22 protein-coding genes are annotated in these 24,859 nt (G+C 69.4%); 16 read left to right on the plus strand and 6 right to left on the minus strand.

All coding sequences use genetic code 11. From position 1 onward, the window contains the following. The first annotated feature begins 89 nt into the window (after nucleotides 1-89). The 15 genes from GWK15_RS22425 to GWK15_RS22495 all read left to right on the plus strand — a co-directional run bounded on the left by GWK15_RS22425 (nucleotide 90) and on the right by GWK15_RS22495 (nucleotide 14,931). On the plus strand, nucleotides 90-1,454 hold the full coding sequence (locus GWK15_RS22425; RefSeq protein ID WP_209442363.1) for an LLM class flavin-dependent oxidoreductase: 1,365 nt from the start codon (nucleotides 90-92) through the stop codon (nucleotides 1,452-1,454). 26 nt (nucleotides 1,455-1,480) lie between these two features. Beyond that, the gene (locus GWK15_RS22430; protein WP_168043631.1) at nucleotides 1,481-2,452 is read left to right on the plus strand and encodes a tripartite tricarboxylate transporter substrate binding protein; all 972 of its coding nucleotides are present in this window, start codon (nucleotides 1,481-1,483) and stop codon (nucleotides 2,450-2,452) included. After that, the gene (locus tag GWK15_RS22435; RefSeq protein WP_245211829.1) at nucleotides 2,449-3,813 is read left to right on the plus strand and encodes an acyclic terpene utilization AtuA family protein; all 1,365 of its coding nucleotides are present in this window, start codon (nucleotides 2,449-2,451) and stop codon (nucleotides 3,811-3,813) included. The genes GWK15_RS22430 and GWK15_RS22435 overlap by 4 nt, the downstream gene beginning before the upstream one ends. A gap of 1 nt (nucleotide 3,814) precedes the next feature. Then, nucleotides 3,815-4,141 (plus strand): DUF4387 domain-containing protein, encoded by a 327-nt coding sequence (locus GWK15_RS22440; protein ID WP_168043632.1) that lies wholly within the window; start codon nucleotides 3,815-3,817, stop codon nucleotides 4,139-4,141. Nucleotides 4,142-4,247: 106 nt separating this feature from the next. After that, the gene (locus GWK15_RS22445; RefSeq protein ID WP_168043633.1) at nucleotides 4,248-4,913 is read left to right on the plus strand and encodes a GntR family transcriptional regulator; all 666 of its coding nucleotides are present in this window, start codon (nucleotides 4,248-4,250) and stop codon (nucleotides 4,911-4,913) included. Between the two features lie 41 nt (nucleotides 4,914-4,954). Then, nucleotides 4,955-6,262 (plus strand): amidase family protein, encoded by a 1,308-nt coding sequence (locus GWK15_RS22450; protein WP_168043634.1) that lies wholly within the window; start codon nucleotides 4,955-4,957, stop codon nucleotides 6,260-6,262. 144 nt (nucleotides 6,263-6,406) lie between these two features. Beyond that, a complete protein-coding gene (locus GWK15_RS22455) occupies nucleotides 6,407-7,960 on the plus strand; it encodes an ABC transporter substrate-binding protein (RefSeq protein ID WP_245211831.1) in 1,554 nt (517 codons plus the stop codon). Next, a complete protein-coding gene (locus GWK15_RS22460) occupies nucleotides 7,960-8,901 on the plus strand; it encodes an ABC transporter permease (protein ID WP_168043635.1) in 942 nt (313 codons plus the stop codon). The genes GWK15_RS22455 and GWK15_RS22460 overlap by 1 nt, the downstream gene beginning before the upstream one ends. Continuing rightward, nucleotides 8,898-9,797 (plus strand): ABC transporter permease, encoded by a 900-nt coding sequence (locus GWK15_RS22465; protein WP_168043636.1) that lies wholly within the window; start codon nucleotides 8,898-8,900, stop codon nucleotides 9,795-9,797. Before GWK15_RS22460 ends, GWK15_RS22465 begins: the two co-directional genes overlap by 4 nt. Next, the gene (locus GWK15_RS26635) at nucleotides 9,794-10,780 is read left to right on the plus strand and encodes an ABC transporter ATP-binding protein (RefSeq protein WP_338147315.1); all 987 of its coding nucleotides are present in this window, start codon (nucleotides 9,794-9,796) and stop codon (nucleotides 10,778-10,780) included. The genes GWK15_RS22465 and GWK15_RS26635 overlap by 4 nt, the downstream gene beginning before the upstream one ends. After that, nucleotides 10,777-11,808, plus strand: coding sequence for an ABC transporter ATP-binding protein (locus tag GWK15_RS22475; RefSeq protein ID WP_168043637.1), 1,032 nt, complete (start codon nucleotides 10,777-10,779; stop codon nucleotides 11,806-11,808). Before GWK15_RS26635 ends, GWK15_RS22475 begins: the two co-directional genes overlap by 4 nt. Nucleotides 11,809-11,819: 11 nt before the next feature. Then, nucleotides 11,820-12,461 carry an N-carbamoylsarcosine amidohydrolase gene (locus GWK15_RS22480; RefSeq protein ID WP_168043638.1) on the plus strand — a complete coding sequence of 214 codons (642 nt, stop codon included), beginning with the start codon at nucleotides 11,820-11,822 and terminating at the stop codon, nucleotides 12,459-12,461. A 13-nt stretch (nucleotides 12,462-12,474) separates the two neighbouring features. Beyond that, nucleotides 12,475-13,284 carry a DinB family protein gene (locus GWK15_RS22485; RefSeq protein ID WP_168043639.1) on the plus strand — a complete coding sequence of 270 codons (810 nt, stop codon included), beginning with the start codon at nucleotides 12,475-12,477 and terminating at the stop codon, nucleotides 13,282-13,284. A gap of 64 nt (nucleotides 13,285-13,348) precedes the next feature. Next, nucleotides 13,349-13,543, plus strand: a complete 195-nt coding sequence (locus tag GWK15_RS22490; RefSeq protein WP_168043640.1) for a hypothetical protein — start codon at nucleotides 13,349-13,351, stop codon at nucleotides 13,541-13,543. Next, a complete protein-coding gene (locus tag GWK15_RS22495) occupies nucleotides 13,540-14,931 on the plus strand; it encodes an amidase (RefSeq protein ID WP_168043641.1) in 1,392 nt (463 codons plus the stop codon). The genes GWK15_RS22490 and GWK15_RS22495 overlap by 4 nt, the downstream gene beginning before the upstream one ends. A gap of 367 nt (nucleotides 14,932-15,298) precedes the next feature. Here GWK15_RS22495 and GWK15_RS22500 read toward each other — a convergent pair whose 3' ends face one another. The 6 genes from GWK15_RS22500 to GWK15_RS22525 all read right to left on the minus strand — a co-directional run bounded on the left by GWK15_RS22500 (nucleotide 15,299) and on the right by GWK15_RS22525 (nucleotide 23,841). Next, nucleotides 15,299-16,474, minus strand: a complete 1,176-nt coding sequence (locus GWK15_RS22500) for an MFS transporter (protein ID WP_168043642.1) — start codon at nucleotides 16,472-16,474, stop codon at nucleotides 15,299-15,301. 612 nt (nucleotides 16,475-17,086) lie between these two features. Continuing rightward, complete coding sequence (locus GWK15_RS22505; RefSeq protein ID WP_168043643.1) at nucleotides 17,087-17,959, minus strand: class I SAM-dependent methyltransferase; 873 nt, start codon at nucleotides 17,957-17,959, stop codon at nucleotides 17,087-17,089. Nucleotides 17,960-18,220: 261 nt separating this feature from the next. Then, nucleotides 18,221-19,921 carry a hydantoinase B/oxoprolinase family protein gene (locus GWK15_RS22510; protein WP_168043644.1) on the minus strand — a complete coding sequence of 567 codons (1,701 nt, stop codon included), beginning with the start codon at nucleotides 19,919-19,921 and terminating at the stop codon, nucleotides 18,221-18,223. Further along, a complete protein-coding gene (locus tag GWK15_RS22515; protein ID WP_168043645.1) occupies nucleotides 19,918-21,990 on the minus strand; it encodes a hydantoinase/oxoprolinase family protein in 2,073 nt (690 codons plus the stop codon). Before GWK15_RS22515 ends, GWK15_RS22510 begins: the two co-directional genes overlap by 4 nt. Nucleotides 21,991-22,027: 37 nt before the next feature. Beyond that, nucleotides 22,028-22,855 (minus strand): helix-turn-helix domain-containing protein, encoded by an 828-nt coding sequence (locus GWK15_RS22520; protein WP_168043646.1) that lies wholly within the window; start codon nucleotides 22,853-22,855, stop codon nucleotides 22,028-22,030. Beyond that, nucleotides 22,855-23,841, minus strand: a complete 987-nt coding sequence (locus GWK15_RS22525) for a Bug family tripartite tricarboxylate transporter substrate binding protein (RefSeq protein WP_168043647.1) — start codon at nucleotides 23,839-23,841, stop codon at nucleotides 22,855-22,857. Before GWK15_RS22525 ends, GWK15_RS22520 begins: the two co-directional genes overlap by 1 nt. A gap of 441 nt (nucleotides 23,842-24,282) precedes the next feature. Here GWK15_RS22525 and GWK15_RS22530 point away from each other — a divergent pair, with 441 nt between their 5' ends. Next, the gene (locus GWK15_RS22530) at nucleotides 24,283-24,699 is read left to right on the plus strand and encodes a VOC family protein (RefSeq protein WP_168043648.1); all 417 of its coding nucleotides are present in this window, start codon (nucleotides 24,283-24,285) and stop codon (nucleotides 24,697-24,699) included. Nucleotides 24,700-24,859 lie beyond the last annotated feature (160 nt).

Raw genomic sequence — 24,859 nt, forward strand, 5'->3', positions numbered from 1 at the left:
TTATCGGGAACGCAGACGTTTGCGTGAAATGACTCGACGGCCATGAACCCGCCCCCTAGTGTCACGTCAACCACGGAGGAAACGAGGCAATGAGCGCAGCGCCCCAGCGCCAGATGACCATGGTCGGCTTCTTGCAGGCGCAGAACTGCTCCATCGCGCCGGGATCCTGGCGGCACCCCGCCAACCCCATGGACTTCCTGTCGCCGGACTACTTCCAGCGCATCGCCCGCGTGCTCGAGGACGGGAAGTTCCACCTGGCCTTCTTCGACGATCGCCTCGCCATGCCCGACATCTACGGCCGCGACCATCGCCAGGCCGTGGAGAACGGCATTCGCGTGGTGAAGATGGATCCCTCCGCCATCCTGTCGAGCATGGCCTGCGCGACCACGAAGCTCGGCCTCGGCGCGACCTATTCGACGACCTACTACGAGCCCTTCCACGTCGCGCGTCTCTTCGCGACGCTCGACCTGATGACGCGCGGGCGCGTGGCCTGGAACATCGTGACCTCGCTGAACGATTCCGAGGCCGCGAATTTCGGCAAGGCCGAGCATCTCGAGCACGACCTGCGCTACGACCGCGCCGACGAGTTCGTCGAGGTGGTCATGGGCCACTGGGACAGCTGGGAGGACGACGCGATCGTTGGCGACAAGGCCAGCGGTCGCTTCGCCGATGGTTCGCGTGTCCACGCGCTGAACCACCAGGGCAAGTGGTTCCGTTCCAAGGGGCCGCTGCCCGTGCCGCGGTCTCCGCAAGGCCACCCCGTCCTGATCCAGGCGGGCCAGAGCGGCCGCGGACGCCGTTTTGCCGGCCGCTGGGGCGAACTCATCTTCGTGGTCTATCCGACCAAGGAGATGGGCCAGAAGCAGTACGCGGACCTCAAGCAGGCGGTGCGGGAGGCCGGGCGCGATCCGGACAAGATGAGCGTCAACCCCGCCTGCTACGTCTGCGTCGCCGAGACGCGGGCGGCGGCCGAGGCGAAGCGCGACTTCGTGCTGTCGCTGTCCAAGCCGATCGATGCGCTGGTGCTGCTGTCGGAGGTGACGAACTTCGACTTCGCCTCGAAGGACCTCGACAGTGAGTTCACCGAGGAGGAGCTGAAGAAGGTCTCCTGGACCGGCTTCAAGGACCGCGTCATCGCGCTGAGCGGCAAACCCAATCCGACGGTGCGCGATTTCGTCCACTATTCGGGCCGCGGCACCATACGTGAGTTCCCGATCTTCTGCGGCACGCCGACCGACGTCGCCGACCAGATGGAGGAATGGTTCACCTCGCGCGCCTGCGACGGCTTCGTGCTTGTCGCTACGCAGATGCCCGGCGCCTTCGAGGATTTCGCCCGGCTGGTCGTGCCGGAACTGCAGAAGCGCGGCCTCTATCACCAGGACTACGCGGGCACGACTCTGCGCGAAAACCTCGGCCTGGAGCGGCCCGCGGTCGGCGCCTGGCGCGGCCGTTGACGCACCAACCTTCGGGAGGAACGACAATGAACCAGCTTCAGCCGGGCCGCCGGGCCCTACTTTCTGCCGCCGCCCTGCTCGCGCCGGGCGTTGCATGGGCGCAGGACACCTGGCCGGGCCGACCGGTTCGCATCGTCGTCCCCTACGCGCCGGGCGGCGGGACCGACATCACTTCCCGCGCCATCGCCGAGGCATTAACCAAGCGGTTCGGCCAGACCTTCGTCGTCGAGAACCGTCCAGGCGCAAATGGCGTGGTGGGTACCGAGCAGGTGTCGCGTACTGCGCCCGACGGCTACACCTTCGTGGCGCAGACCGCGACGCATATCATGGCGCGGCAGATGCAGACGCTGCCCTATGACCCGGTCACCGACTTCACCGCGATCGCGCTGCTGGCGCGCTACCCGCTGGTTCTGATGGCGAGCAATCGGGCACCCTTCCGCGACCTCGCGAGCCTCATCGCCGCGGCGCGCGCGAACCCGGGCGGCATTGCCCAGGGCACCTCCGATGCGCAATCGAGTTTCACGGCCGCACTCTTCGCCAAGCAGGCCGGCATCGAGCTGAACGAGGTGCCCTATCGCGGCAGCGGTGCCTATCTCGCGGACCTCACCGCCGGTCATCTCCCGGTGGCCTGGGGCAGCCCGGCGACCGCCGCGGCGCTGACCGCGTCGGGCCAGATCCGGCTGATCGGCGTCTCGTCGCGCGACCGGTCGCTCTATCTGCCCGACGTACCGACGCTGCGCGAGGCCGGCGTGCAGGGCGCGGAGTTCGATGGATGGGTCGGCCTGTTCGCCCCCGCCCGCCTGCCGGAGCCGATCGCCCGGCAGATGAACCAGGCGATCAACGAGGCGATGGCGACGCCGGAGATGCAGGCCCGTTACCGGACGCTCGGCAACGAGGTCGCGGCCCTGGACCTCGAGCAGCTGGCGGCCCTGATGCGCGAGGACGATGCGCGGTGGGCGGAGGCGTCGCGCAACGGCCTGATCCGGCGGTCGTCATGACCGAAGTCCGCATGCTGTCGACCAGCGGCATCCTCGGCTACGGCTTTTCCGAGGAAGCGCTGCGCATCGGCATGGAGGCCGCGCCGCATGTCATCGGCGCCGATGGCGGCAGCACGGATCCGGGTCCGCATTACCTCGGTTCCGGCACCGGCTTCTGCGCTCGGCTCTCGGTCAAGCGCGACCTGCGGCTCATGCTGCTCGCCGCGATGGCGGCACGTATCCCCTGCATCATCGGCACTGCTGGCGGTGCGGGCGGCGAGCCGCACCTGCAGGACACGGCCGCCCTGGTCCGCGAGATCGCGCGCGAGGAGGGCCTTACCTTCCGGATGGCGTTGATCCATGCGGAACAGGACGCGGCAACCTTGAAGGCCGCGGTGGCGGCCGGCCGGACCAAGGCGCTGGCGAAGCTGCCGCCGCTGGATGACGCGACGATCGACCGGGCCGTGCGCGTGGTCGGCATGATGGGTCCGGAACCCATCATCCGCGCGCTGGATGCCGGCGCGCAGGTGATCCTGTGCGGCCGCAGCAGCGACCCCGCGCAATGGGCCGCGGTTGCCATCCGTGCCGGGCTGCCCCCGGCGCCGTCGTGGTATGCTGGCAAGATGCTCGAATGCGGTGCGGAGCCTGCGGTACCGAAAGAGCCGGACTGCCTGCTCGTTACCGTGCGTGATGACCACGTGGTCTGCGAACCGCCCAACCCGGTACGCCGCTGCACGCCGCTGTCGGTGTCGAACTTCGCGTTGCACGAGAACGCCAGTCCCATCCGCCACGTCGAGCCCGGCGGCATCCTGGACACCGCCGACATCAGCATCGATGCGGTGACCGATCGCGCCGTTCGCGTCGGCGGCATGCGGTGGACGTCGTCGCCGACCTACACCGTGAAGCTCGAAGGCGTGGAACTGAACGGCCATCGCACCATGACGGTGTGCGGCACGCGCGATCCGGTGCTGATCGGCCAGATCGACAGCTACCTGGCGGCGCACCGCGATCGCGTGGCGGCCCGCGCCGCCGCGATCGGCGTCCGTGCCGGCAGCTGGCGGCTCGCGGTCCGGACCTATGGCCGCGATGGCGTGATGGCCGATTGGGAGCCCGAGCGCGACGCCGGATCGCCGCACGAACTCGGCTTCGTGCTCGAGGTGGTGGCCGCGGACCAGGAGACGGCGAACACCGTGCTGGCCGTCGCGCGCACGTCACTGTTGCACGCGGATTTCCCGGGGCGGCTGTGCAAGGAGGGCAACATGGCCTTCCCCTTCTCGCCGTCCGACATTCCGCTCGGGCCGCATTATCGCTTCAGCATCTTCCACACCATGGCGGTGGACGATCCCTGCGCGCCCTTCCCCATCGAATACGAGACCGTCTGACATGCCGCGGATCCGTGACATCGCCCAGGTCTGCAAGAGCAAGAATGCCGGGCCCTTCCACGTCACCATCGACGTGCTGTTCGAGGATCCCGCGCTCTATGCCCGCGTCAAGGCGACGGGCGTGCTGAACGCGGCGCTTTTCGCGCGCCTCTATGGCGTGGCGGAGGAGGACGTGCAGTTCAGCCCCTACGATGCTGCATCGGCCTTCAAGGCCACGCTGCCGCGCCTGGTGCCGGCGGGCGACGTCGGCGACACCGACGTCTATGGCGCGCAGCAGCATGCTCCGCTGCTCGAGGTCGACATACCGCTCAACGACCCGGCTGGTTGAACCGGTGGCGCGCGCCGGGCGCGACGGAGCGGCTTGTGCCTCCCGACGTAGTCTGCATACAATCCTCCCGCGCAAGGACCCATCAACCGGAGCGCCGGAAGCGGAGATGGCGACTGCCTGGGAGCAATCCTACCTGACGCTGCGGCGCCGTCTCGCCGACGGCACCTATCCCGCGGGTTCTCGCCTGCGGGAGGAGGAACTCGCCGCCCAGCTCGGCGTAAGCCGCACGCCGATACGCGAAGCGCTTCGACGCCTCGATGCGGAGGGCTGGCTGCGCGTCGTCCCGAACCAGGGCGCCTTCGCCGCGTCCTGGTCGCGGCAGGACATCGAGGAGATCTTCGACCTGCGCGCGCTGCTCGAGGCCCATGCCTGCGAGCAGGCGGCGATGCGGCCGACCCCGGCCGGGATCGCCGCGCTGAACGCGGCCTGTGCTGCGGGCGAGGCCTCCCTGCCGGCGACGACGCTGGCGGCGGTGGAAGCCGTTTCCGATGCCAATGTCCGGTTCCACCAGACGATCTGGGAGATGAGCGGGCAGGCACGCACGCGTTCGATGCTGGGCACCCTTGCCGTGCCGCCGATGATCCTTCGAAACTTCCAGCATTTCGACGACGCCAATCTGCGCCGCAGCCTCGCGCAGCATCGCGAGATGGCGGCCGCGATCGCGTCGCGCAATCCGTCTCTGGCCGGCGCCGTGATGCGCGCGCATGTGGAGGCGGGGAAGGCGATCTTCCTGGCCGGCACCGCCCAGGGCGCAGCCGGGGCCGCCGCATGACGTCGGGCACATCGAAGGCGCCAGATTGCATACAATCGGGCGTGCCGAGCGTCGCGGAAGCGCTGGGCGCGATCCAGCGCGGGACCTCCTCGCCCGCGGCGGTGCTCGAGGCGTGCCTGGCGCGCATCGCCGCCCTCGACGACGGGCTGCACGCCTTCCACCACCTCGATGTGCATGGCGCCCGTGTGCCGACCGCGGGCCCGCTTGCCGGCATTCCCTGGGGCATCAAGGATAATTTCGACGTCGCCGGTCTGCCCTGCGAGGCCAATTCGCGCCTGCGTGCCGGCCGCCTTGCTACGCGCGATGCCGACATCGTCACGCTCCTGCGCGCCACCGGCGCGCCTCTTCTGGGCAAGCTCGCGACCTGGGAGTATGGCACCGGCACGGGTGCGGAGCATTTCGACCTCCCGCGGCCGCCGGCGCGCAACCCCTGGGACCGGTCCCGCTTCACCGGCGGATCCTCGACCGGAACCGGCGTCGCGGTCGCGACGGGCATGGCGCTCTTCGCCATCGGCTCTGACACCACCGGATCGGTGCGGTTGCCCGCGGCCGCGACAGGTTGCTGCGGCGTCATCATGACGCCGGGCGCACTGCCGATCGACGGCGCGCTGCCCAACACCTATTCCATGGACCGGCCGGGGCCGATCACCTGGACCGCGGAGGACGCTGCCATCGTCGTCGATGCGGCGATCGGGACGCGGTTGCGCGCGGCGGGCGCCGGGGGCGCCGCGGGGCTGCGCGTCGGCGTCCTGCGCGATCCCGGTCCCACCCTGCCGGGCCCCGATGCGGAGATGGCGGCAGCCTTCGAGGAGGGCGTCCGTGTCCTGGCCGGGCTCGGCGCGAAGGTCAGCGACGCCGCGCTGCCGTGGCCAGCCTCGACCTGCCTCGACGCCGCGCGGATCATCGGCGCCGTGGAATCCGCCTCGATCCATGAGATGGAGTTCCGCTCCTCCGGCGCCCTGATGGGTGCGGCCCTGCGGGACAAGGTGATGGCTGGCCTCGGTGTCAGCGCCGTGGACTACCTGGCGGCGCAGCGCTTCCGCCGCGCCTTCACGGACGCGGCCGCAGCGCTCTGGTCCGGATACGACGTGTTGCTCTCCTTCGGCGCGCTCCATCCGCCGCCCCGGCTCGGCGTCGAACCGGAATCGAGCGCCTACACGATGGAAACGATGCTGACCCCGGCCAGCCTCGCGGGTCTGCCGGCGATGGTGCAGTGCACGGGTTTCTCCCGCGGCGGGCTTCCGTTGCATTGGCATCTCATGACGCCCCCCGATCGGGAGGCCGCAATGTTTCGTCTCGCCATGGCCTACGAACGCGCGACGCCGTGGCGTTCGAGGAGGCCGCTGTGAATCGGGAACCCTGGGCCCAGCGCGCGGCGGAGCTCGCCAAGGCCATGGTGGCGATTGCCGCGCGCATCCCCAGGGACTGGCCCAAGGACCACGCGCCGGCACATCCGGCCTGCGGCAATGCGACAAACAAGGGAGTGCAGAAGGATGGGTGAACGGACGACGATGCCCGACGTGGGTCGACGCGGCATCATGGCAGGGGCGACCGGCATCGCCCTGGGCGCCTTCGGGAGCCCCGTGCTGGCGCAGGGCACGCAGATGCTTCGCATCCGCTTCGGATCGGACATCTCGCAGCTCGATCCCGCGAAGATCTTCGGCATCGAGAACCAGTCGGTCGCGACGCATGTCTACAGCGGCCTCGTGAAGTACGACCAGGCGACGAACGCCATCGTCCCGGACATCGCGACAGGCCATGAGGTCTCGTCCGACGGCACCGTCTGGACCTTCCGGCTGCGGCCGGGCGTGACATGGCACAAGAATTTCGGCGCCTTCACCTCGGACGACGTGAAGTTCTCCTTCGACCGCATCCTGGATCCGGCCACGGGCAGTGCCTATCGCGGCCAACTCGCCGGGTTGAAGGAAGTCCAGGCGCCCGACCCGATGACGGTGCGCTTCGTGCTCGAGGCGCCGAATTCGGGCTTCCTGCACAAGCTCTGCGCCTTCAACCAGGGTTGGATCGTCTCGCGCCGCGCGGTCACGGAGATCGGCGAGCGCTACAGCATGAATCCCATCGGCACCGGTCCCTTCGTCTTCGAGCGCTGGACCACCGGCAACGAGGTCAGGATGAGCGCGAACGCCGCCTATTTCGGCGGCGCCCCGCAGGTGTCCGAGCTGATGTTCCGCGTGGTGCGCGACGAGACCGCGGCGGCCATCGCGCTCGAGAATCGCGAGCTGGACATCTTCTTCGCCCTGCAATCGCCCGACGTGATCGATCGGCTGCGCCGCGCCAATGGCGTGACGCTGCTCGACCGGCCGGCGAACAACACCGTCAACCTGGTGCTCAACACGACGGCCGGGCCGCTGCGCGACGTGCGGGTGCGCCGGGCGATCATGCATGCGATGAACCGCAAGGCGCTGATCGACGGCTTCTTCCGCGGCACCAAGACCGAGGCGACGAGCGTCCTCACGCCGACCTTCCAGGAGTATACGGACGAAGGCGTGCCGCGTTACGCCTACGATCCCGACCGCGCGCGCGCCCTGCTGCGCGAGGCCGGAGTCTCGAACTTCCGCTTCGAGATCACGACGCCGGCGCTCAACCCCTATGACCGTTTCCCCGTGCCGCTCGCCAACGACCTTCAGCAGGTCGGCATCCAGGCGACGGTGCGCGTGCTGGAACGCGCCGCCTATGGGCAGGCGCGCAGCAGCGGCAACGTGCAGTCCTGCATCACGGCCGTGGTCGGTCCGCCCGACCCGGACAGCGCGCTGGTGACGCTGTTCCACACGCGTTCGTTCCCGCCGGGCCTCAATACCTCGCGCTATGACCGTGCGGACGACCTGTTGGCGGAGGCCGCGCGGGCGACCGACATGGCGCAGCGCAAGGCCACCTACGGACGGTTGCTGAAGCAGACCATGGAGGACGTGCCGGTCCTGCCGCTGTTCGCCGAACAGCTTTTCGTGGCGCACGGCGCGCGCGTGCAGGGCTTCGTGCAGAACAGCCTGTTCACCGTCAACGCGTCGCCCGTGTCGCTGCGCGGCGCCTGATGCTGCTCTACGTCGCCCGTTGCGCGGCGCAGCTCGCCGTCGCGCTGGTCGGGATCGTCACGGTGGCCTTCTTCCTGATGAGGGCCATCCCCGGCGATCCCGCCATCTACATGCTGGGCGACTATGCGACGACCGAGTCGCTCGCGACGCTGCGCGCGCGTCTCGGTCTCGACCTGCCCGTGTGGCAGCAATACGGAATGTTCCTGGCCAGCGCGGCGAGGGGCGACCTTGGCGCGTCGGTCGTCACCGGGCAATCCGCGCTGGCGGAGATCTGGTCGGCCGTGCCGCCCTCGGCGGAGCTGGCCGTCGCAGGCATGTCGATCGCCATCGCCTTCGGGGTGCCGCTCGGCGTCATCGCGGCGGTGCGGCAGGGGACCTACGTCGATGTCGCGGTAATGGCGCTGGCGCTGGGCGGCATCTCCTTCCCGGTGTTCTGGCTCGGCCTCGTGGCGATCCTCGTCCTCTCGCACGACCTTGGACTCTTTCCGGCCCTCGGCGCGACGAGCGAGCCGGGCCTGTGGCCGGCGATCCACCACCTGGCGCTGCCGGCGCTGGTCCTGGGCCTGTCCGTCGCCGCCTACATCGCGCGGCTGACGCGATCCGCGATGCTGGAGGTGCTGGGCCAGGACCACATCCGCGTGGCCCGCGCCATGGGGGTGCCGGAACGGCGTATCGTCTGGCGCCTCGCGCTGCGCAACGCATCGATTCCGATCCTCGCGGTCATCGGCGTGACCTTCGCCTGGTCGCTCGGCAACGCCATCCTGGTCGAAGCGGTGTTCAGCCGCCCCGGGCTCGGCTCGACCATCCTCAAGGCCATCCTGGCGCGCGACTACCAGCTGGTGCAGGCGGGCGTGCTCGTCCTCGCCGCGGCGGTCGTCCTGCTGAACACGCTTCTGGACCTGGTCTACGGCGCCATCGACCCGAGGCTTCGCAAGGCATGAGCGCGACCGTGGACGATATCGAGATCCGCGAGGAAGCGGCTCAGCGCCGGCGGGCCGCGATCCGCCGCTACGCGAAGCATCCGGGCTTCGTCATCGGGGCCTGCGGCATCCTGGTGCTGCTGGTCGTCGCGCTGCTCGCACCCTGGCTGGCGCCGCATTCGCCAACGCGGACCGACCTGATGAACACCCTGGCCCCGCCATCGGCGAGCCACTGGCTCGGGACCGACCAGTTCGGGCGGGATGTGCTGTCGCGGCTGATCTACGGCGCGCAGGTCTCGCTGCAGGTCGGCTTCTTCGTCGTCCTGATCTCGCTCTCGGCCGGCACCATCCTCGGCGCCGTGGCGGGCTATGCCGGCGGATGGGTGGAACGCGCCCTGGTCGCGGCGATCGACATACTGCTCGCCTTCCCGTCCTTCCTGCTGGCGCTCGCGCTGGTCGCCGCCCGTGGCAATACGCTGGACTCGATCATCGTCGCCGTAGCGATCGCCTACACGCCGCGCGTCGCGGCGGTGATGCGCTCGGTCGTGCTCACCATCCGGCCGCGACCCTTCATCGAAGCCTCGCGCGCCATTGGTCTCTCACCCTGGAAGATCATCCTGCGGCACATCATCCCGAACGCGCTGCCGCCGGTGATCGTCGTCGCGACGGTCAGCGCGGCGACCGCCATCCTGGCGGAGGCGGGCCTGTCCTTCCTCGGTCTCGGCGTGCAGCCGCCCACGCCCACCTGGGGCAATGTTATCGCCGAGGGCCAGACCTCCATCACGACCAATCCGCTGATCTCGCTGTCCGCCGGCCTGTGCATCGCCTTCACCGTCATCGTGCTGAACCTGCTGGGCGATGGGCTGCGCGACACGCTCGACCCGCAGATGCGGCGCAACACGGGCAAGTTGCTGTGACCGCCGCGACCTTCGAACTCCGTGGCCTCACCGCCGCCGTTCCGGGCGAGAAAGGCGCGGTGCGCCTCGTCGAGGAGGTGTCGCTTTCCGTCCGCGCGGGCGAGACACTGGCGGTGGTGGGTGAGAGTGGTTCCGGCAAGACCGTCACCTTCACCTCGGCCCTGGGTCTCCTGCCGAAGCCCGGGCGCGTCATCGAGGGGCAGGCGCTTTACAACGGCACCGACCTGCTCAGCCTCGCCCCCGAAGCCCTGCGGCGCGTGCGCGGCGCGCAGATCGGCATGGTCTTCCAGGATCCGCTGACGGGGCTCAATCCCGTCTTCCGAGTCGGGGACCAGATTGCCGAGGTGCTGCGCGCCCATCTGCCGATCGGGCGCAGGGAAGCGCGGGACCGCGCCGTGCAGCTGCTCGGGCGCGTGCAGATCCCTGATCCTGCCAGGCGTGTCGACGACTATCCGCACCAGTTCTCGGGCGGAATGCGCCAGCGCGTGCTGATCGCCATGGCGATCGCCCTTGGGCCACGCGTGCTGATCGCGGACGAACCGACCACGGCGCTCGACGTCACGGTCCAGGCCCAGGTCCTCGACCTGCTCTCCGAACTCCGCGAGGAGGAGGGGATGGCCATGGTGCTGATCACCCATGACCTCGGTGTGGTGGCGCGCCAGGCCGACCGGATCGCCGTCATGTATTCCGGCCGCGTGGTCGAGACGGGCACCGTCGATGAGGTGTTCCGCGCGCCGCGGCATCCCTACACCATCTCCCTGTTCCGCAGCATTCCGGATCTGGACGCGCCCGCAGGCACGATGCTCGCGCCCATCGCCGGCGCCCCGCCCGATCCGCAGCGACGGCCGGCCGGATGCGCCTTCGCGCCGCGATGCTTCGCCGCGCGGGAGGCGGATGGATGCATGTCCAGCCGGCCCTTGCTGACAGACGGCGCCCACGCCGTCGCCTGCCACCGGCAGGGCATGCTGGAGCAGGCGGCATGACCCCCCTGCTGGCGGTCGACGACCTGCGGAAGACCTTCGGCGGCGGGCGGTCCTTCCTCGGCGCCCCAAAGCCGCTGGTGCGCGCGGTCGACGGCATCTCGTTCACCCTTGCTGCCGGGGAGACGCTCGGCCTGGTGGGCGAGACCGGCAGCGGCAAGAGCACCCTGGGTCGCCTTGTCCTGCGCCTGATCGAACCCAGCGCCGGCCAGGTCCGCTTCGAGGGCAAGGACGTCACCGCGGCGTCCACCGCAGGGCTTCGCGCGCTGCGGCCGCGCATGCAGATGGTGTTCCAGGATCCCTATGGATCACTGGATCCGCGCATGACCGCCGGACAGATCGTGGCCGAGCCGATCATCGCCCACGGCGTCGCGCGCGCCGAGGCGATGGAGCGGGCGCGTGAGCTGATGTCCCGGGTCGGGCTGCGCGCCGCGATGGCCGCGCGCTATCCGCACGAGTTCTCCGGCGGGCAGCGCCAGCGGATCGGGATCGCGCGGGCCATTGCGCTCGATCCGGCGCTGGTCGTGCTGGATGAGCCTGTCTCCGCCCTCGATGTGTCGGTGCAGGCGCAGATCCTCAACCTGCTCGCGGAGATCCAGTCGCGCGCCGGCGTCGCCTATCTGTTCATCGCCCATGACCTCGCGGTCGTGCGGCATGTCAGTGACCGCGTCGCGGTGATGTATCTCGGCCGGATCGTGGAGATGGCGCCGCGCGATGCGCTCTACGGCGCGCCGCGGCATCCCTATACCGTGTCGCTGCTCTCCGCGGTGCCGCACGCGGATCCGGTGCGGGAGCGCTCGAAGGCCCGTATCCGGCCGATCGGTGAGATCGGTTCGGCCGCCTCGCTGCCCTCGGGCTGCCGCTTCCATCCGCGCTGCCCCCGCGCCCGCATCGTCGGTGCGCGCGGCGGCGAGACGGTCCAGGCCGCCGGCGCGCAACTGCCGCGCGCCTGCGTCCACGACGACCCGCACCTGACCCCCGCCGGCGATCCCGGCCACGTCGCCGCCTGCCACTTTCCGGATGAAGCGTGAGGAGCCCCGCCATGGATGTCACCCGCGAGCAGAACTACCTCGGCGTCTTCGACGGCAAGGTCGGCTTCGGCGCCAGGCCGGCGGTGGTGGTGATCGACTTCACCCTCGCCTACACCACGCCGGGGTCGCCCTTCTACGCGGAAGGCGTCGTGCGCGCGGTGCGCGACACGGTGCCGCTGCTCGCCGCCGCGCGCCGCGCGGGCATCCCGATCATCCACACCAAGGTCATGTACCACCCGTCCGGCGCCGATGGCGGCTGGTTCGTGCGCAAGGTGCCGGCGCTGCGCAAGCTGGTGCCGGGCGAACCGCTTGCTGAAATCGACCCTGCCGTGGCGCCGCTGCCGGAGGAGGTCGTGATCGTGAAGCAGTATCCGAGCCCCTTCTTCGGCACGCCGCTCGCGCCCATGCTCGCCACGCTCGGCATCGACACGCTGATCCTTGCCGGCTGTTCCACCAGCGGGTGCGTGCGGGCCGGTGCGCTCGATGGGGTGCAGCACGGCTATCGGGTGGTGGTGCCGCGCGAATGCGTCGGCGACCGGCACGACGCGCCGCACGACGCCAACCTGTTCGACATCAACGCCAAGTACGGCGACGTGGTCAGCCGGGAGGAGGTTATCACCTACCTCTCGGGCCTGACGGCCCGCGCCGCCTAGGGAGGAGATCGAGATGGAAACCATCGGAGCAACCGACGACGCGATCCGCGTCTATTGGATGACGGGCTGTTCGTCCTGCCTGCGCACGAAGGAGTTCCTCGCGCGTCACGGCGTGCCCTTCCTGTCGCGCAACGTGCTCGAGGACGAGACGGCCTTCGAGGAACTGTCGCGCTTCGGCCTGAAGCAGGTGCCGATCGTCACCCGCGGCGATGCCTGGGCGAACGGCCAGGTCCTACGCGACGTCGCGAAGCTCTGCGGCATCGCCTATGGCGAGCAGCGCATGCTGCCGGTGGACGAGATGCGGCGCCGGCTGGACGCGGTGCTCGGCGGTGCCGCCCGCTTCATCGGGCAGATGCCGGACGAAGCGCTCGGCCAGCTGCTGCCGAACCGGCCGCGCAGCTTCGCGCAGCTCGGCTGGCACATCGCCAACATCGCCGATGCCTTCCTCGAGCATGAGGACGGCATCCCGCTGACCTTCGACAGCTACATGCGCGTGCCCGAACCGCAGGACGAGACGCGCGAGAAGCTCGTCGCCTATTGCGAGGAGATGCGCCGACGCATGTCGGACTGGTTCGACGGACCGGGCAGCACGCGCGACTGGTCCGCCCGCGCCGACGTCTATTACGGCGAGCAGACCATGCACGAGTTCCTCGAGCGGACGGTGTGGCACGCGGGCCAGCACACGCGGCAGTTCATGTGGGTTCTCGAAGGCCTCGGCATCCAACCCGATCGCCCGCTGGGCCAGGAGACCTTCGGCGGCCTGCCCATGCCCGAGAAGGTCTGGGACGAGGCCGATCCTGCGAAGGTCCGGCGCGCGTCCTGACGCATCAGCTTTCCCGACCGGCCGTCGTCGAGGACGGCCAGCATAGTTTCGACGGAGATATGGCGTGCCCGAGGTGGACCCAGAGACCGAGTTCGACATCTGCCTCGCGCGAGCCGGCATCACCCTGCCGCCCGAGCGGCGCCCAGCGATGTTCGAGGCCTTCCTCGCCTGGCGCAGCCTTCGGGCGCCGCTGAGCGAACCCCTCCCGCCTGCGACGGAACCGGCCTTCGGCGTGCGGCAGAAGGATCCCGCGCGATGACCGCGCCGCTTCCGTCCCTGGCCGAGGCGTCACGTGCCATCGCGGCCGGGTCCTTGTCGCCCGTCGCGCTGACGGAGCAGGCGCTCGCCCGTATCGCCGCGCTTGATCCATCGCTCAACGCCTTCATCCTGGTGACCGCCGACCGCGCGCGGGCGGCGGCGGCTGCGGCGGAGGCCGAGATCAAGGCCGGCCGCCGCCGTGGCCCGCTGCACGGCATCCCCTATGCGCTGAAGGACATCTACGACGTCGCCGGGCTGCGGACGTCCTGCCATTCCCGCCAATGCCTCGATCATGTCGCCGACGCGGATGCCGAGACCACGCGCCGGCTGGAGGCGGCCGGGATGGTGCTGCTCGGCAAGCTGTCGACCCATGAGTTCGCGAGGGGCGGGCCGACGGATGTGCTGCCGTTCCCCAACGCGAAGAATCCCTGGGACCCGGCGCGCTTCGCCGGTGGATCCTCCTCGGGCTCGGGCGCCGCGGTCGCGGCTGGCCTGGTCGCCATGGCGATGGGCAGCGATACGGGCGGGTCGATCCGCCTGCCGGCGGGCTATTGCGGCGTCGTGGGGCTCAAGCCGACCTATGGCCTGGTGAGCCGCCGAGGGATCTTTCCGCTGTCATTCACCCTCGACTACGCCGGCCCGCTCACGCGATCCGTCGAGGATTGCGCCATGGCGGTGCAGGCCTTGGCGGGCCACGATCCGGGGGATCCCGGATCGGCGGATGAGCCCATCCCGGACTACCTCGCCGCGCTCGGCGCCGGGATCTCGGGCCTGACCATCGGGCGGGCCCGGGCCTACGACATCGAATCCGGCGTCGATGCCGAGACCATGGACGCGCTGGATGCGGCCTGCGACGTGCTGCGCGGATTAGGCGCGACGGTCGTCGACGTGGCATTGCCGTCGCGTCTGCGCGGCGACGCCGTCACCCAGGGCATTCTCCTCGCCGAGGCCTTCGCCATCCACCAGGACTGGCTGCGCGAGCGGCCGCATCTCTATGGCCGGGTCACGAGGGAGCGTCTGACCATGGGGGCCTTCGTGAGCGGCGCGGAATACGTCCAGGCCCAGCGGCTGCGGCGCGTGATCACGGCCGAGGTGGATGCGGTGCTGCACGGCTGCGACGCCATCCTGTGCGCCGGCACGACCGGCGGGGCGCCCCTGCTGAGCGATGTTGATGAAGGGCCCTTCCGCAGGCAGCACCCGGTGACGGCGCTGTTCAACGCGACGGGACATCCGGCGATCGTGATGCCCTGCGGGTTCGCCGCGACGGGAATGCCGCTGTCCCTGTCGCTGGTGGCACCGTCGTTCGCGGAGGCGCGGTTGTTCCGGATCGCGGATGCCTATGAACGGGCGACGCCGTGGAACAAGGCGCGGCCGCCTTTGCCGATCTAGGGTGATACTGGACGTGCGGGATGGGCCCGACCGGCGCGCGGCTCGTTCGAGCGCTCCGGAGCTTCCGAAGTCACGTGATTTGAGGCGACGTTGCGGTGGACCCACCTGCCCTGAAGCGCGTTCTGGATGCCAGGGGCTTAGAGGCTGCGACACGTTGACGTGCACGCGCTCCGATGGCTGACCTTCGGTTCCTAGGCACGAGCAGGCCTGGTCCTGAACCGGGCAACGGGGCCGTCGGCCGAACAACTTTCCCGGGTACTCCGACCACGGAACTCCGCGGCACTGAGCATCCAGAACCTCGGTAGCTCGGACGCTTTGATCTCAAGCCTCGGTGTGCACAGTCCACCGGGTCAACGCCACGCCGCCCTCACGCGCTTGATGGCTTTCCCGATCGCGGCAGACTGACGGCGACCATACAACCCAGCGCATTGCCCGCGCAGGCAATCAGGATCGCACTGCCATAGCCGCCGGTCAGGTCGAAGAGCCGCCCCGCGAGCACCGGCAGCGTGACAGCCGCGACGCACCAGGCGACGTAGAGCCTCCCGGCGAGCCGGCCATAGTGGTTCGCACCCCAATAGACCCCGATCGCAGCCGCTGTGCTGCCACTGACCAACCCATAGCCGACTCCGACCATCACCAAGCTGCCGATCGCAACCATGGCTGAGGGCCAGAGCCAGAGCGCGCCGTTGCCGCTCATCGCCAGCAGATGCGCACCCGCCATGACAAGGCTCGCCGGTACGCGGTCGGCGAGCCACCCGCCGCCGATGCGCGCCACCGCGATCGCCGCGGCGATGCCGGTGGTGGCACCGAGGGCAATCGCGGGCGTGCCGCCATAGGCTTCCACCATCCCAGCCGCTTGGCCGAGGACGGTGAGCCCCGCCGCCGCCGCGAGGAAGAAGACCGTCCAGAGCTGCAGGAAGATCGCTCGCTGGCGCGCAGGCGGTTCCGGAACTCCCGCGATGCCTTGAGGCACGAGCGTCATGCCGCAGGCCAGGACCAACAGCGCCGAGGCCAGCCCAGCGAGCGCGAGCGTCGCGGCCAGGCCGCCCAGTGTCGCCCGAAGACCCCAGTGTCCGAGCGACCAGCCGAAGGCGACGGCGCCGAGCATGGCACCTGCCGGATAAAGGCCGACGATGAAGCCGTTGACCAGGCCGCGCCGCGTGATGGGCATCAGGTTCATGCCCTGCAGCAGCAGCGCATAGGCTGCGCCGCCACCGATGCCAAAGAGCGCGCCGTAGCCCAGCGCGAGGTCCGCCAGCCCCGACGCCGTCGCCGCCAGCGCCATGCCGCCGGCCGCTATCGCCGCCGCGGCACCTACAAGGATCGCGGGCGCGGCACGACGATAGAGCCAGGGCGCCAGGTTCATCCCCAGCGTGAAGGCTATCAGCGTGATGCCGAATATGAAGGAGAGCTCGGCGCGCGTGAGGCCGAGCAGGGTCTCCATGGGACGCAGGAACACGCTGAATGCATAGACGGTGCCGAGCGGGAGATTGAGGACCACAACGGCGGCGAGAGCGATCGCGACGCGCGTGGTCTGGGTCACGAGGGTGACATCCCGAGGCAGGCGGCGAGCGGCCGGTGCATGCTGCGATCTCCCGCCAGTAGTCTGGCCAATATTCTCCGCGTGCCAAAGTGTTCCTCGTCGCACCGAGGGCTTTCGGATCGGCGGAGGACTCCCCAGCGGGCGATCCTGCGGCAGCCGAGACCTTCATCGGTTCCGTTGCGGCCCGACCAGGAAAAGCCCGGCACCGAAAACCCTGCCCCCAACCGCTCCTGTTTCGCGGGCTCAGATCAGAGCAGAAAAAGCAGGCCGACCGGACACGTGTGGCAATCAGTGAGCCGGTTCAAATCGGGGACGCGCAACCGACGATGTCAACGTATCGACGCGGCGATCCTGCAGGCATTGGCCCAGGCAACCGGCCAGCATCCCGAGGTCATGATACTGGGTAGTCTCAGCCACGGATCTGGGAGCACAAACGACGCCCCAAACGACGCGCCAGAAAGCTCGTCCATTCGGTCACTGCGTGTCCGCCCTTTCGATAGGCAGGACGCGATATCGGGGTCGTACCTCATCGCCCTCTCGCGCAGCTGCCATGCACCACGGTGGAGCAAATCACGATGGCGGCGACCAGCACGCTGGATGGACCAAGTCAGTTCAGTGCTTGCCGAATTTCAGGACGAATTCGTCCTTCGGCTGTGGCGGATCAGGCGTGTTCCTGTCACGAGGGTCGTTGGGATTGCGCAGGAAGTCGCCTGTCGCAACGAGCCTGAATCCTGCAGCTTCAACCTCATTGCGGAGGAAGTCTTCCTCGATGCGGTGCAAGGTGCCGGCTTCGGATATGCCGGTGCCGGGGCGGCCGGCATGGTCCGCGATGACGTAAATGCCGCCAGGCTTCAGCGCACGGAAGACAGCCCGGTTCATCATGGCCCGATCCGTGCCGAGATGTCCGAGGTCGTGATAGTTGAACATCAGCGTCACGAGGTCGAACCGCCCCTCCGCAAGCTCAGGCGGAACGGGATCCTCGAACGGGCGCGATACCGCGACAATCGGCGCGGCGGCCACGCCGGCGGCGCGAAGCCGCGCATCGCGCTCGGCCAAGGCGACTGGCGATGGGCGTGGCCCGCCTGGCGGCGCTGCCGCGGGCGCCATATTCGGATGGCTGTTGCCCTCGGGTGAAACGGGACGCGTGAACTGCGAACCGGCATTCGGAGGGCGGCTCTGGCCGTACACCATACCTGACGGTCCGATCGCGCGAGCGAGCAATTCGGTCGTGTAGCCACCGGCCGCGCTGAGATCGAGCGCCGTCATGCCTGGGCGAATTCCGATGAAGGCGAGCATCTCTGCCGGCTTGCGGCGCAGATCGTTCGTGCGATCGGCGGCGCTCCGGTCGGGGCTGGCGACAATCTGCGCAATCCGTTCGGGCGAAATCGGCGCCGGATCAGTTGGTTGCGCCGGAGCGAGGCGGCCATGGAACAGGCCCGCGCCGGCAGCAAGAGAGACAAGAAGGCTCTTCCGCGTGATGTTCACCGACAAACCTCGCGACGGCGGGACATCCGCCTAATGGCGATCACGGTACGCTCGGCTCAGGTCGATCTTCAACGGGTGCTGAATCCCGGCGCATTGATCCGGCCTTGCGATGTGCCCGGGCAATTTCATTCCCTGGTGACCATTCCTCCAGCCGTGGAAAATGGGTGCTGACATTCTCTGAAAGCCCGCATCGGGGCTGAACCGGCACGGCCTGCCCGGCGGTAGGGGCGGCAGGCCGACTCTGCGGCCCTGGCGTCCCCTTTACCTGGGCGGAGGCGGAGCGGCGTCCGTAGGCACCGCGGTCGCCTCCTGGAGGACCTCCGGCACCACGACACCGTAGTCGCGCAGGGCAGCGGCGGGCGTGATCAATCCGCGGCGGACATCCTGGGCGACGCGTTCGGGCGCACGCTTATGGGGATTTCCGTATCCACCTCCGCCCGGGGTCTCCACGATCAGGCTGTCGTCGGCCGGGATCGGTTGCCGCCCAGCCGCTTTGAATGGCCTCCCGGACGAAAGCCGCACGACCCCCGGCGCACCATCCTGACCGCCCTGCCGCCCGCGCGCGGGTGTCGAGACGCGCTGGAAGGACGCACCCACCTCGATCGGCGATCCGTCCCGCGGCGCCACCTCGATGACCTGCCCCAGCCCGCCACGCCAGGTCCCGGCGCCGCCGGAATCCGGGCGCAGTGCACGCCGCCGATAGAGGATCGGCGCCGCCCGCTCGCTGACCTCGACCGGGATCGCCTGCACGCCGCTCGGATAGGCGGTGGCGGCGAGGCCGTCCTGGGCGGGACGCGCCCCGCCGCCACCGCTGTGGAAGCAGAGGACGTTGAAGGGCCGCGCACCGTCGCTGCGCGCCAGACGCAGGTTCCACAGGGTTCCGCTGTGCTCGCCGGGCACGCGGTCCGGCGCTGCCGCGGCGAGGCAGCCGAGTGCAAGGTCCGCCATCATGTGCCCGAGGATGTGTCGGGAGGCGACCGGCGCCGGGAAGCGGGCGTTCAGGATCGAGCCCTCCGGCGCCGAGATCCGCACCGCGTCCAGCGAGGCCGCGTTGTTGGGTATGTCGGGGCCGACGATGCAGCGCACGCCGAAGGCCGCATAGGCTTCGGTGTAGCAGAAAGGCACGTTCACCCCGCGCGGATGCGGCGTGAGCTCGCCGCCGAGGTCGAGGGAGATGGTGCCGTCCTTCACCGTCATGCTCGCCGTGACCTCGATCGGCTCGCCGACGAGGTCGATACGCATCGCCGTGTCGAAGCGCCCTTCAGGCAAGGTCGCGATCGCCGCGCGCATCCCGGCGGCGGACCGATCGAAGATGAAGCCGGCAAGGACGCCGAGGTCGTCGAGCCCGAACTCGTCGCACATGCGCAGCAAGGCGCGGGACCCACCTTCATTCGCGGCGATCAGGGCGAAGACCTCACCCATCAGCTGGTCCGGGAAGCGGACATTAGCGCGCAGGATCTGTTCGACATGTGCATCCGGCCGGCCTTGCTGCAGGAAGCGCAGCACGGGGATACGGATGCCCTCGTGAAACACGTCGCGCCCATCGAAGCCGATGCCCTGGCCACCGACATCGACGATATGCGTTGTGCTGGCGAAGAAGGCGATCAGCCGGCCCTGCCGGAAGACCGGCGTGACGACGCAGAAATCGTTGAGGTGGCCGGTGCCGATCCAGGGGTCGTTGGTGATGGCGACATCTCCCTCCGACCAGTCATTGATCGGGATCGCCGCGAGGAAGTGCCCTACTGAGCGCGCCATCGCGTTCACGTGTCCCGGCGTGCCCGTCACGGCCTGCGCCATCATCAACCCGTCGGGTGTGAAGATGCCGGCCGAAAGATCCCCGGCATCGCGCGTGACCGGGCTGAAGGAGGTGCGGATCAGCGTCTGCGCCTGCTCTTCCACCACGCTCAGCAGACGGTTCCACATGACCTGCATCGCGATCGCCTGGCGTGCCGTGAGCGTCATGCCGCGTCTCCTTCGCTGCGCAGGACGATGAAGCCTTCGGCATCGCAGCGTGCCGCCATGCCAGGTGGGATGACCAGCGTGGTGTGGTCCTCGACCAGCAGCGCCGGGCCGCGCAGCGCGCCGCCGGCCGGCATCGCCGCGCGCTCGGCCAGGGTTGCGGCCTGGTGCGTGCCGGTGTCGAGATCGTAGAGGAGCGCCTCGCCAGGTGCGGCGGTCACGGCTGCGGCTGGCCGCGTCGCCAGCACGTCGGTCGGCTCGACGCGCAGCGTGATGGTCAGGCTCCAGGCCGCGACCTCGATCGGCACGCCCTGCGGCAGCAGGCCAAGGCGACGATGGTATTCGGCCTCGAAGATGTCGCGCAGGCGGTCGGCCAGGGTCTCGATCGGATCGGGTGCGAGCGGCAGCGTGATCTCGGTGCCCTGGCCGCTGTAGCGCAGGTCCACCATCCAGCTCTCCTCTGCATCATCCAGGTCGCCGAGGCTCTGCAGCATCGTCTGCGCCTCCTCCCGTATGGCCTGGCGGATCGCCGCGACACTGGCCGGCGACAGGCCAGCAAGCGGCGCGAAGGCGCTGCGCTTCACCGTGAAGGCCGCGGGTGCGACCAGGAAGCCGATCGCCGAGCCGACGCCGGCGTTCGGCGGCAGCACGATCTCCCTGATGCCGAGCCGTCGCGCCACGCCCGCGGCGTGCAATCCTGCCGCCCCGCCGAAGGCGAGCAGCGTCCACCCGCCGAGATCGCAGCCCTTCTCGGCGGCGTAGGTGCGCGCGGCGGAGGCCATGGCCTCCTCCACCACCTCTGCGATCGCAGCAGCCGACGGATCGACGGGTAGGCCCAAGGCATCGGCGAGTGCTCCGCCGACCGCCCGCGCTGCCGCGTCACGGTCCAGCGCAAGGCGCCCGCCCGCGAACCGCGCTGCGGTGATCCGGCCGAGGAGCAGATCCGCATCCGTGACCGTTGGCCGGGTGCCGCCGCGCCCGTAGCAGGCAGGACCGGGATCGGCGCCGGCACTCTCCGGCCCGACCAGAAGGCGGCCCGCGCCGTCCACGCGCGCGATGGATCCGCCGCCGGCGCCGATCTCCACCAGTTCGACGACAGGAATACGCAGTGGCAGACCGCTGCCCTTCTTGAAGCGGTAGACACGGTCTGCCTCGAAGCTGCTCTCTTGGGTTGGGCGGCCATTCTCGATCAGGCAGATCTTCGCTGTGGTGCCGCCCATGTCGAAGGCCACGAGGCGATCGCGCCCAAGTCTCCGCGCCACCGCCGCGGCGAGCATCGCACCTCCGGCCGGGCCGCTTTCGATCAGCCGCACCGGCAGCTGTGCTGCCGTTTCAACCGAGGCGAGCGCGCCCTCCGACATCATCACCAGCACCGGGGCTGCGATGCCAAGGTCGCGCAAGCCCTCCTGCATGCGCGAGAGGTAGGAGGCGACCAACGGCTGGACATAGGCATTGGCACAGGTGGTCGAGCAGCGCTCGTATTCGCCGATCAGCGGCGAGACGCGGCAGGACAGCGAGACCGATACGTCCGGCAGCAGCTGCGCCAGGCCCGCCGCCAGCTGCTCCTCGTGGGCTGGGTTGGCGTAGCTGTGCAGGAGGCAGACGGCGATGGCGGTCGCGCCACTCTCGCGCAGCAGATCGGCGACACGTACGATCTCCGTCTGGGCCAGAGCCTCGACGACGCCGCCATCGGCATCGACGCGCTCGCGCAGGCCGAAGCGCAGCTCGCGCGGCACCAGGGGAGCGGGCTTCTCGAGGTAGAGGTTGTACTGGTCGAAGCGGTGCTCCCGCCCGATCTCGGGCGTATCCGTGAAGCCCTCGGTCATGACCAGCGCCGTACGCGCGCCCTTGCGTTCGATCACCGCATTGGTGGCGAGCGTCGTCCCGTGCAGGAACAGCCCGACCGCGCCGGGTGCGACGTCCGCCTCGGCCAGGAGTTGCCGCACACCCTGCAGAACGCCCTGTTCGGGTGCCGCGGACGTGGTCAGAACCTTGCCGGTGATAAGCCTTCCCCCGGCATCGAGGGCAATGTCCGTGAAGGTCCCGCCAATGTCGGTGGCGATGCGGATCATGCTTTTCGTCACTGTTCCTGCCGTATGGTCGCCATGGTCAGGGGTCGGCGTGGCGCTGGCCAGGGGCAATGGACGGATCGTCCGTAGGGTGAGCATCGGGTCCAACGGCGTGCAGCTTTGCGAACGCGCCGGAGAGAGCGAGGGCGGCCTCACGCAACGGGGCAAGACAGCGCGCTGCGATGCGCTCCACTGGCTCCACCCGCGGCAGAAAAACGAGGTCGAGCACGCAAGCGACCGATGCGCCGAGCATGACCGGCACGGCGATGGCGCCAACCGGCGGCTTCAGCGACGCGTCCCGCAGGCCGTAGCCGCGCCGGCGTGTCGCCTCGAGTTCCCGCAGCACCGCGCGTTCCTGCGCCCGCGGTACGCAAAGCGCCAGCAGGCGACGTCGCTCCACCTCCGGGCACCAGGCGAGGTAGGCGCGGCCCGAGGCGGATTGTGCCAGGGGCGACCGCATGCCGTGGAAGTCCGCCTCGATCGCGACGCCGCATTGCGGGCGGTTGGAGGCACGAACATGGATCTCGGTGCCGCCCAACATCATCACGTCGCTCGGCCAGCCGACCTTGCCGAGCAGATCGACCAGGATCGGCGCCGAGGTCGCCGCAAGCCAGGTGTCGAAATTGAAGCCGGAGGCGAGGCGGGCGACGCGCGGCGTGACCTCCCATCGCCGCCCCTGCGGTGAGCGGAGCACGTAGCCGGCCTCAGCCAGCGTCGCGAGTAACCTCAGCACAGTCGGGCGGGGAATGCCGCTGTCGCGCACGAGCTCCGGCACGGTCGCGCCGCGTGAGGCGTTGATCGTCGCCAGGAGATCGAGCGCCCGCCGGACCGCGCGGACGCTCTCCTCGCGCCGCGGCGGCGTCTCCATCAGTTCACGCGCGCGCCGGAGATCTCGACCAGGCGCTGGTACATCGGGGAGGTCTCGCGCAGATAGGCGGTGAATTCGGCCGGCGTATTCAGGACTGGCTCTGTACCCATCTCGATGAAGCGCTGGCGCACATCGGAATTGTTCACCGCCTTGACGACCGCGTCATGGAGGCGCGCGAGCACAGCCGGTGGCAGGCCCGCCGGTGCGAACAGCGCCTGGTAGGATTCGACGCGGAAGTCCGGCAGCGTGCCCTCGGTGATGTTCGGCACATCCGGCAGCAGTGCGGAGCGCCCGCGGCTGCCGGCGACGACGATGGGTCGCAGCCGGCCCGCTTGGATCAACGGCAGCATGGCGGTGATCTGATCGATGACGATCGGGATCTGCCCGGCCGCGGCATCCTGCTGCGCGAGATTCCCGCCACGATAGGCAACGTGGTTGAGCCCCAGATCGAACTGGCGGCTGAGATACTCGCCCGCCAGGTGGTTCGAGGTGCCGACGCCGCTGGTCCCGTACGCAGCGCCACGATTGTGCCGCGCCCATTCGATCAGCTCGGGCATGGTGCGGATCGGCAAACTGGGATTCACCGCCAGCACATTCGGCTGGAAGCCCAGATTGGTGATGTGGGTGAAGTCGCGGATCGCATCCCAGGTCAGGCCCTGCTGCAGGTGCGGTACGATGGAATGCGTCGTGGTCGAACCGAAGCACAGCGTGTAGCCGTCGGCCGGCGCCCGGGCACAGGCCTCCGTGCCGATCACGCCACCGCCACCCGCCCGGTTCTCCACCACCACCGGCTGGCCGAGTTCACGCGCGAGCGGCACAGCAAGCAGCCGCGCCATGATGTCGGCGCCGCCGCCTGGGGCGAAGGAGACGATGATCCGGACCGGACGGGACGGATAGGTATCCTGTGCCCGCGACGGGCCGGTCAGGGCGAGAAGACCGCCCAGGGCCGTCAGGGTGGCGACCAGGCGCCGGGACAACTGGACCATCGGATCGATCCCCTGGAGCAGTGGATGCAGTCGCCGCAGGCGCGAACGCTATGACAGTCAGGCCGCAGCGGGCCAGAGGTGCTGGGGGCGTTGCTCGCCTGGCGGACAACTCATGCGTGCCGACGCCCGCCCTGACAATGCGAGGCACTGCGCCTTCCGACGCGACGTGCTATGTTGAAACTGGCTACCTCGGGCCGCGTCGGATAGGCGGCCTCCGCCATCTCCCCCTTCATGGGTGCGGATGCCGGTCCGCGGCCCCCCGTCGAACTCGTCCCCGTATCGCGCCGGTCCTGAACCGGGCGACATGCCGGGGCTCGACGGTACGCGGTCGGCCCGCGGCCCGGGCCCGTTCCTCATGGTGGACCATGACATTCGTAGCTTCGCCGAGCCGATCAGGCGCAAGCTCGTCCGCGCGGCTCCATCATGAACGGGAGTGACGGGATGCTGGGCTACATCACGGTCGGTGCGAACGACCTGCCGCGCTCGGGACGCTTCTACGCCGCGATCTTGGTCCCGCTCGGCTACCAGAAGGAGGAAGGATCACTGGGGGTCGCATTCACGTTGCCGGAAGAGACGGGCCGTAGCAGTAGCCCCGGCGCGGTCTACGTGAGGAAGCCGTACGACGGGAAGGAGGCGACCGTCGGCAACGGCTCCATGATGGCCTTCCGGGCCGACACGCACGAGATGGTCCGAAACCTCCACGCGGCAGGCCTCGAAGCCGGCGGCTCCGACGAGGGCGCTCCCGGCTTCCGGGACGAGTACAGCGACCGCTTCTATGTCGGCTATCTCCGCGACCCCCTGGGCAACAAGGTTGCGATCTACTGCGCGAACCCGGCGGAACGACGTCGGGGCGACTGAGCTCAGGGGAGCCTTCGTGCTGGACATCGATGGCGCCTCCCGATGCTGGCTTCGCCTTGCATACCGCCTTAGGCTCCAAACCCAATCAGTTCTCGCTGCGGCGCGGTGGGGTGTGATTCAAGCTGCTGGGTAGCGGAGCTTGGATCATGTCGGGTGAGTT

This window comes from Neoroseomonas oryzicola (genome assembly GCF_012163135.1).
GTDB lineage: Bacteria > Pseudomonadota > Alphaproteobacteria > Acetobacterales > Acetobacteraceae > Neoroseomonas > Neoroseomonas oryzicola.